6 protein-coding genes and 1 pseudogene are annotated in these 7,897 nt (G+C 70.4%); 4 read left to right on the top strand and 3 right to left on the bottom strand.

Annotated features, from left to right (window positions below; all coding sequences use genetic code 11):
• Window positions 1–101: 101 nt before the first annotated feature.
• Window positions 102–2,639, bottom strand: coding sequence for a protein kinase (locus tag AB0F01_RS10865; RefSeq protein WP_362092393.1), 2,538 nt, complete (start codon window positions 2,637–2,639; stop codon window positions 102–104).
• Window positions 2,640–2,967: 328 nt separating this feature from the next.
• On the opposite strand from AB0F01_RS10865, the gene AB0F01_RS10870 reads away from it, so the two are divergent.
• Window positions 2,968–3,435 (top strand): hypothetical protein, encoded by a 468-nt coding sequence (locus AB0F01_RS10870; RefSeq protein WP_362092396.1) that lies wholly within the window; start codon window positions 2,968–2,970, stop codon window positions 3,433–3,435.
• 87 nt (window positions 3,436–3,522) lie between these two features.
• On the top strand, window positions 3,523–5,346 hold the full coding sequence (locus AB0F01_RS10875) for a glycosyl hydrolase family 18 protein (RefSeq protein WP_362092398.1): 1,824 nt from the start codon (window positions 3,523–3,525) through the stop codon (window positions 5,344–5,346).
• On the opposite strand, the gene AB0F01_RS10880 is transcribed toward AB0F01_RS10875, so the two are convergent.
• Complete coding sequence (locus tag AB0F01_RS10880; RefSeq protein ID WP_362092400.1) at window positions 5,285–5,923, bottom strand: phosphatase PAP2 family protein; 639 nt, start codon at window positions 5,921–5,923, stop codon at window positions 5,285–5,287. The genes AB0F01_RS10875 and AB0F01_RS10880 overlap by 62 nt on opposite strands.
• Window positions 5,924–6,021: 98 nt before the next feature.
• On the opposite strand from AB0F01_RS10880, the gene AB0F01_RS10885 reads away from it, so the two are divergent.
• Together AB0F01_RS10885 and AB0F01_RS10890 are read left to right on the top strand one after the other, a co-directional pair.
• Window positions 6,022–6,849 carry a hypothetical protein gene (locus AB0F01_RS10885; protein WP_362092403.1) on the top strand — a complete coding sequence of 276 codons (828 nt, stop codon included), beginning with the start codon at window positions 6,022–6,024 and terminating at the stop codon, window positions 6,847–6,849.
• 151 nt (window positions 6,850–7,000) lie between these two features.
• Entirely contained in the window at window positions 7,001–7,468 is a 468-nt protein-coding gene (locus tag AB0F01_RS10890; RefSeq protein WP_362092406.1) for a hypothetical protein, read from the top strand.
• 343 nt (window positions 7,469–7,811) lie between these two features.
• On the opposite strand, the pseudogene AB0F01_RS10895 reads toward AB0F01_RS10890, so the two are convergent.
• Window positions 7,812–7,897 (bottom strand): annotated as a pseudogene (locus AB0F01_RS10895) (IS5/IS1182 family transposase); the annotation flags it as partial.

The following is a 7,897-nucleotide window of genomic DNA, read 5'->3' on the forward strand; positions in this document are numbered from 1 at the left end:
GTTGGCCGCCGTGGTCGACGGACGGTCGGAAGTCATGGACGGAGGGGCAGGGGTCGGGGAGCGCGGGGCGGGGCCGAGAGGCGGCGGGCCGGCCGCGGCGCTCAGCCGGGAAGTTCGAGGGACCGGACGGTCCCGTCGTGGAAGACGAGGTAGAGCACTCCGCCGAGCGAGATGACCTCGGGGGCCCACACCTTGTTCTCGACGGCTCCGAAATCTCCGGGGTCTCCGGCGTCGGCACCGTCGGGCGGTCGGTTGCCGGGTGCTCCCTCGATCGCGTGCCGGACGCTCTTCCCGCCGCGCAGGGGCAGGGTGTAGAGGGCTCGGTTGTCGGCGAACAGAGCGGTGGGGCCGACGATCACCGGCTCCGAGTGGAGGGCTCCGGCCTTCGCGTTCTCCGCCTCGTCCGGCTCCGGTCCGGGCGGTGCGCCGACGGTGCGCGGGGCTCGTCCGGCCGCGTCGGTGGCCGAGAGGTCGACGAGTTCGACCGTGCTGCCGGAGTCGCCCGGTCCCAGGGCGTACTCCCTGCCCGCCGCGGCCACCACGCCTGCGGCCTGCGGGGCGCGGGCCTGGGGGTCCTCGTCCGGTGGGACCTCGCGCAGGGTGACCGCGTCCAGGGTCACGGTGTCCTGACCCTCGATGTCGCAGTAGACCTGACCGCCGTGGGAGCGCATCGCGGTGCAGCCGTTGTCGCCCCGCACGGGCACCGGTGTCCGTTTCCCGCTCCGGGCGTCGAACGCGACCAGGCCGCCGTCGGTCAGGGCGATGAGCCTGCCCTCCACGAAGATCTCGGCGCGCTGCATCCCGTACCCGGCCATGGCCGGGTCGTGCGCGGCCAGTTCCGCCGTCCACAGCCGCTTGCCGCTGCTGACGTCGACCGCGTAGATGCTCCCGGCGCCGCCCAGGGTGAAGAACGCCGCTCCATCGCCGAGCAGGGGGTCGCCGTGGACCTCGACCTCCTCGCCGGCGCCCGTGTCGCTCTCCCAGCGGACCGTGCCGTCCGTGGCCGAACGGCCCCGCACCACCCCGGCCTCCAGGGTGACGACGGTGCCGCCCTGGATCAGCGGGCCGGTGCCGCGGCCCGGGAGAACCACACCCCTGTTGCTGCTCATGGCACGGTCGCCGGGGGAGGGCGAGGCCGCCTTCCACAGCGGCTTGCCGTCGGACGGGCGCACGGCCTCCAGTCCACCGTCGAGTGTTCGGCACACCAGGACCTCGCTGCTCAGCGCGCAGCTCCACGGCCGCTCCGTCAGCTTTCCCGACCACGGTTTCCAGCCGTCCGGCCGGGAGGCGGGGTCCACGGGGAAGTACCGGCTGCGCTCGACGCCGAGCGGGTCGAGCCCGGTGCCGTCCGCCACGGTCCCTGGTGACGGGGAGGCCGACGGCCCGGTGGACGTCCCCGACCCCGTGCCGGCGCTCCGGTCCTCGTCCCCGCCACCGCTCTGCAGCGTCCGGAGCCCGACGGCGCCCAGCACGCCGACGGCGACCGCAGTCGCCACCACGGCGACGACGGTGCGCCGTCGCCCGCCGGTGCGCGCCCCGGAAGAGAGCCCGCCCGGCGGGGCGGCGGCCGGGTCACGGTCCGGCGGGCGGGTGACCGTCTCCGCGCTGTGCACGGGGGAGGCGCCGGGCATCGTCGGCACCGGGGTGGCGAGGGGGCCCGCCGCCGCGACAGCGGCGGCCACCTCGGCCTCGTGCGCGGCCACCGACTCCCGTACGACGGGCGGCCAGACGGCCCAGCCGGCCTCCGTGCCCTCCGTCTCCTCGGCCCCGGCCGCCGCGCGGAAGCGGCCCTCCAGGGCGGCCGTGTCGGGCCGGCGCGCGGGGTCGCGGGACAGGCAGTCCTCAATCAGTTCCCGCACGTCGGCGGGTACTTCGGAGAGGTCGGCTTCGGCCTGGGAGATCCGGTAGAGCACGGCGGCCAGCGGGCCGTCACCGAAAGGGGACCTGCCGGTGGCCGCGTAGCACAGGAGCGACGCCAGGCAGAAGACGTCGGACGCCGCCACCACGTGCCGACCGCCCAGCACGTGCTCGGGCGACATGTGGCCCGGCGAGCCGATCACCGCTCCGGTCGCGGTCATCGTGTCGGCGCCGAAGGCGCGCGCGATGCCGAAGTCGATCACCTTGGCGCCGTTCCGGCCGATCAGGACGTTCGACGGCTTCAGGTCGCGGTGCTGGACGCGGGCGTGGTGGATGCCGCGCAACCCCCGCACGAGGTCGAGCCCGAGGGCCCGCACGGTCTCCGCGGGCAGCGGTCCCGCCTCGCGGACCGCGCGCTCCAGGGTGGGGCCGGCGACGTACTCGGTGGCCAGCCAGGGTTGTGCGGCCTCCGCGTCGCCGGACAGCAGCCGGGCGGTGAAACGACTCTCGACCGCGCGGGCCGTGTCCATCTCGCGGCGGAACCGGTCACGGAACGACCCGTCCCCGACCAGTTCGGGCCGCACGGTCTTGACCGCCGCCAACTGCGGCCCGTCGTCGTCGTGTCCGGTCCCGGACCGGGTATCGGCGCCGAGGTACACCTCGCCCATGCCGCCCGCGCCGAGGCGGGCGAGGATGCGGTACGGGCCGACGCGTCGCGGTGCCCGGTCCGGCAACGCGCCGAGAACGGCGCGGCGCCTCTCGTCAGGTCCGCCAACCACCATGGTCCACACCCCCGTTGACCCGTCATCACCGCGTCGCACCCGACGATCAAGCCTCGCATCCCACAGGCCCGAACGCCACCCGCCGATGGTGGTGCGAGGAAGCCGTTCCCGCCGCGCAGGCCGTCGGGACCAGCACGAGCCGGCGCACCGGCGGAGGGTGCCTCCGGTGCCATGTCCGGGCCGGACGCCACGCAGAGGGTGCCACGTCAACTCCCCTGTGACCCGCCTCACCCCAACGAGGAGCCGTGACCCGCGTAATGCCCGCCGTCGAACTGCCTCTCCCTTTCTGACGCGCACCCGCGTCGACGAGTGAGAGGGAGGTTTCTTCATGGCTGGTGTGAGGACCGCGGTCGCCTGGCTGGCGTCGGTCGCACCGGATCCCGAGGCCTGTCTGCGGGAGTGGGAGAACGATCCGCTGGGCGTCGCCCTGCTGCCCGCCGGCAGGGGCTGGGACGTGCTGATCCTGCCGGGCCGGCTCGGGCGGCCGACGCTGGACGTGCTGTGCCGGGTCCTGGACCAACCGGGGCCGGTGCTTGCCGACTTCGGCGACGCGCGCATCGGGTTCCTGGTGCCGTCCGGTACGGCCGCGCGCTGGCTCGGCACCGGGATCCGCACGGCCGGGGCAGGCACGTGGATCGTCGTGCCGCATCCGCAGCGGATGACGTCCGGTGGCATCCGCTGGCTGATCCCGCCGGACGGGTCCGGCACGCTCACCGATCCGGCCCTGCTCGAACTGGCGATGCACGAGGCGGCGGCCGGGCTCGCCGGGGAGGGATGCGAGCCGGACGGCGAGTGAGGTGCGCGAGGGGTTGACAAGCATATTGGTCTGGACCAAGTTGGGCGCGCTCCACCCTCCCCATCTCCCCCATGTCCGGAGGCACTTGTGGAACGCATCAGACCGCCCGCCCGTCGCCCCCTGCCCACGCTCCTCACGCTGCTGACCGCCGCGGCCCTCGCCGTGTCCGGCACGACCGCGCTCTCGTCGGCCGCCCGTGCGGCCGACGCGGACCTCGTGCGCAACGGCGGTTTCGAGTCCGGCCTCGACCACTGGACCTGCACCGCCGGGGAAGCCGTCGGCTCCCCTGTCCGCAGCGGCGCTTCCGCGCTCCGGGCCACCCCGGCCGGCGCGGACCACGCCCGCTGCTCCCAGACCGTCACCGTGCGGCCCGACTCCACGTACACGCTCACCGGCCACGTCCGCGGCTCCTACGTGTACCTGGGGGCGAGCGGCACCGGCACCACCGACGTCTCCACCTGGACCCAGTTTGCCCCCGACTGGCAGCCCCTCACCACCACCTTCCGCACCGGCCCCACCACGACCAAGGTCACCGTCTACACCCACGGCTGGTACGGCACCGGCGCCTACTACGCCGACGACCTCTCCCTGACCGGCCCCGGCGGCGAGACGGGGCAGCCGCCCGCACCGCCCGCCGGACTGAAGACCGGTACGGTCACCTCCACCAGCGTCGCCCTGACCTGGTCAGCGGTCCCCGGCGCCACGAGCTACGCCGTCTACCGCGACGGCGCCCGGATCCGCACCGTGGACGGCACCTCCACCACCGTCTCCGGACTGACGCCCGCCACCGCCTACGCCTTCCAGGTCACCGCCGTCAACGAGGCGGGTGAGTCCGCCCGTTCGGCCACCGTCACCGCCACCACCACCGATCCCGGCTCCGGCGGCGGCCCCTCCGACCTCCCGCGGCACGCCCTGGTCGGCTACCTGCACGCCAGTTTCGCCAACGGCTCCGGCTACACCCGCCTGGCCGACGTCCCGGACAGCTGGGACGTCATCGACCTCGCCTTCGGCGAGCCCACGTCGGTGACCTCCGGAGACATCCGCTTCGAACGCTGCCCGCAGGCGGAGTGCCCGGGCGTGGAGAGCGACGCCGAGTTCAAGGCCGCGATCCGCGACAAGCAGGCGGCGGGCAAAAAGGTGCTGATCTCCATCGGCGGCCAGAACGGCCAGGTGCGGCTCACCACGGCCGCCGCCCGCGACACCTTCGTCTCCTCCGTCTCGAAGATCATCGACGAGTACGGACTCGACGGCCTCGACATCGACTTCGAGGGCCACTCCCTCTCCCTGGACGCCGGTGACACCGACTTCCGGAACCCGACGACCCCGGTGATCGTCCACCTCATCTCCGCGCTGAAGACCCTCAAGGCCAAGTACGGCGACGACTTCGTACTGACCATGGCCCCGGAAACGTTCTTCGTCCAGCTCGGGTACCAGTTCTACGGCTCCGGGCCGTGGGGCGGGCAGGACGCGCGGGCCGGGGCCTACCTGCCGGTGATCCACGCCCTGCGTGACGACCTCACCCTGCTGCACGTCCAGGACTACAACTCCGGTCCGATCATGGGCCTGGACAACCAGTACCACTCCATGGGCGGGGCCGACTTCCACATCGCCATGACCGACATGCTGCTCACCGGCTTCCCCGTCGCCGGGAACGCGGACCGCGTCTTCCCGCCGCTGCGCGCCGACCAGGTCGCCATCGGCATGCCGGCCACCGTCAACGCCGGTAACGGCCACGTGTCCCCGGCCGAGGTCACCAAGACCCTCGACTGCCTGACCCGGAAGGTGCAGTGTGGCTCCTACGCCACCCACGGCACCTGGCCCGACCTGCGCGGACTGATGACCTGGTCGATCAACTGGGACCGGTTCGGGGGCTGGGAGTTCCAGCGGACGTTCGACGGCTACTTCCGCTGACCACGCGGTACAGGCCGGCCAGCAGCACCGTCCCCAGGCACCAGGAGGCCACCACGTCCAGCGGCCAGTGGTAGCCGCGGCGCACCAGCCCGTAGGAGGCGCCCAGGACGAGAGCGGAGCACAGCAGGACGAGCGTGCGCCGGGCGGCGGCGGACCGCAGCAGCGGAAGGAGGAGCAGGGCCGCCGCCCCGTACGCCACGACGGCGGTGGCGGTGTGCCCCGACGGGTAGTAGCCCACCGCCGGCGGCACGGCCGGGGTGCCGGGGCGGTCGGTCCACGCCTTCAACGGGGCGACCAGCACCGGCACCAGGACCATCGCACCGGCCGCCGCCGCGGCCGGCAGCCACCATCGGTCCGCCCCGGCCGCGCGCCCGCGCCACGCGGCGACGGCCGCCGCCAGCGCGAGCACGGGCACGGCCACCTCCACGTTGCCGAGGTCGGCGAGCAGTTCGGAGGCCCGGTCGGGCACGACGAGCACCCCGCTCAGCCGCTCGTCGACGCCCACCAGCGGGCCGTCGGCCACGACCTGCCAGGTGATCAGCGCGAACAGCAGCAGGGGCAGGACGAGCAGCAGCATGGGGCACAGCCTGGCAGGGAGCCGCGAAGGGCCGACGCAAGGGGGTGCCTCCATGCCTTGTGTCGCGCGGGTGGCCCTCTCACAGGACCGCGAAGAAGATGACGGGGCTTTTGCGCGGAAGTCCTCGGCTGGCGGAAGGGGAGGCGTACGAGGAGTGCGTCAGCGGCCAGTGCAACTGCACCTACGGCCGCAGCACCGGAGACGTCAAGAAGGACACGTTCGGCAAGAACTGCAAAAAGGAGACCAAGGCCCGGGGCGGCACCATCTCGCCGAACTGCACCATCCAGCAGAACACCGACCATCGCCGCGCCTACACCAAGGGCAAGGGCGTCACCCGCCCCACCACCGCCCAGCGGGCCCGGTCCGCCCAGATTGAGAAGCAGAAGCGCATAGATCAGGAACGCAGGGCCGCCGAAGCCCAGCGCAAGAAGGCTGAAAAACGAGACAAGAAGAACAAGCAGGATGAGAGCTTCTGGTCCAAGCTTGGACGCGAGACCAAGAAGACCTTCGGCACGTGGGACGGCTGGAAGAACAGAGTTCTGCCCGGAGCAGCTTTCGCAGCCTGCTTGGTGGTCTCAGCAGGGCTGTGTACCGTAGCGGGGGTGGCTGTTGTGGGAGCGACCTTCGTCGGTGACGGTTTGACGACGGGAAGCTGGAACTATGCCGCAGCCGGCAAAAGCCTGGCATGGACCCTTGCGGGAGGAGCTGCGGCAAGAGCGATCGCGCCAAGTTGGCGAGGGTCGGCTTTCAAAAGACGCAAACGAGTCAAGACTGTGTCCGAGATGGAGAATGTCACCATCTATGGATACCGAAAGACCATTGACTGGGGTGCCACTCAGGCGAACGTGAGCCTCAATGTCGCAAACTTGGGGACATTTTGCGGGGCGGGTGCTGCGAGCCCAGGTAATGCTGCAGGATGGTGCTAAAGGTGACCCTGACATCCTGAAATGCTTGAACGGCCAAGGGCGGGAGAGAGTAATGGTGTCCGCAATGAAACAATCTGTACTCCGACGACGTTCCTGGCCTGTTCTTTGCGGGATCGTAATCGTAGGCCTCGGGATTGGAATGCTTGCGGCGGTGTGCAAGGTCACCTCGGTGAATGGCTTCCGGGCAGGTTGGCAGGGAATACCAATTTACTTGGTGCTCGCGGGTGTCTGCGGGCGAATCGCCAACTGTAAAGTGGTCTTGCGTGAGGATGCGCTCGTAGTGGTGAATCCTCTGCGCACGCATGTTGTTCCGATAGTGATGATCCGCAGTGTGTCGGTCGGTGATGACGGAACTCTCGAAGTGTGGCTCGACGAAGAGCGAGCGATAGCAGTATTTGCTTTCGGAGGCTCTCTTGTTGACGGATTCAAAGAAACGAGCAGCGAGGCGGAGCGGAAGATTAGCGAGTGGCTGCGTTCTGCCGGCACGGCAAGTGAAACCAAGGGCACTGCCGCTCCGCAGGTCCGATGGACACGATGCCGGAGCGCTGACACCTCTCTTGTTCTATGCGCTGCTGTATCAGGTGTCGGTGCAATTTGGATGGCGCTCAGTGGCGGTTGATGCCGGGTGATGTTCCTACCCCAGCCCGGATGTAGTCAGATTGCTAAGCGTAATCAATTGCTTCGACTGATTGGCGTCAAGATGTTCTCGCTTTTCTGCTGAGATACCAACAGGGTCGACCACTGGAGGGGGCGCTGGCCGTGCAGGTTCTTCGGCGTCGTTCCTGGACCGTGTTCTCTTGGGCTCCGTTCGCTGCTCTTCCTCTCTTTTTGATCGGCATGGCCGTCAAGGGACGGGAGCTCACCACACCCGATGCCTTGTTCGTTCTTGCCGCGCTCTTCGGTGGCGCGGCCTTCATCCACCGGATCGGCAGTAGTCGGGTGGAGTTGCTGAGTGAGCGTTTTCAGCGCTGCCTCTCCAGGGTGAGGACGGCTTTGGTGACTGACGTCATGCGGTTGGGGCTGATCCGGGACCTTCGGAAGATCCGCC

The sequence above is a fragment of the Streptomyces sp. NPDC029526 genome, from assembly GCF_040637405.1.
Lineage (GTDB): Bacteria > Actinomycetota > Actinomycetes > Streptomycetales > Streptomycetaceae > Streptomyces.

Bases quoted from the DNA above. Each gene is read 5' to 3' on its own strand.
- AB0F01_RS10865 (WP_362092393.1), bottom strand. From the start codon at position 2,639: ATGGTGGTTGGCGGACCTGACGAGAGGCGCCGCGCCGTTCTCGGCGCG.
- AB0F01_RS10885 (WP_362092403.1), top strand. From the start codon at position 6,022: ATGACGGGGCTTTTGCGCGGAAGTCCTCGGCTGGCGGAAGGGGAGGCG.
- AB0F01_RS10880 (WP_362092400.1), bottom strand. From the start codon at position 5,923: ATGCTGCTGCTCGTCCTGCCCCTGCTGCTGTTCGCGCTGATCACCTGG.
- AB0F01_RS10870 (WP_362092396.1), top strand. From the start codon at position 2,968: ATGGCTGGTGTGAGGACCGCGGTCGCCTGGCTGGCGTCGGTCGCACCG.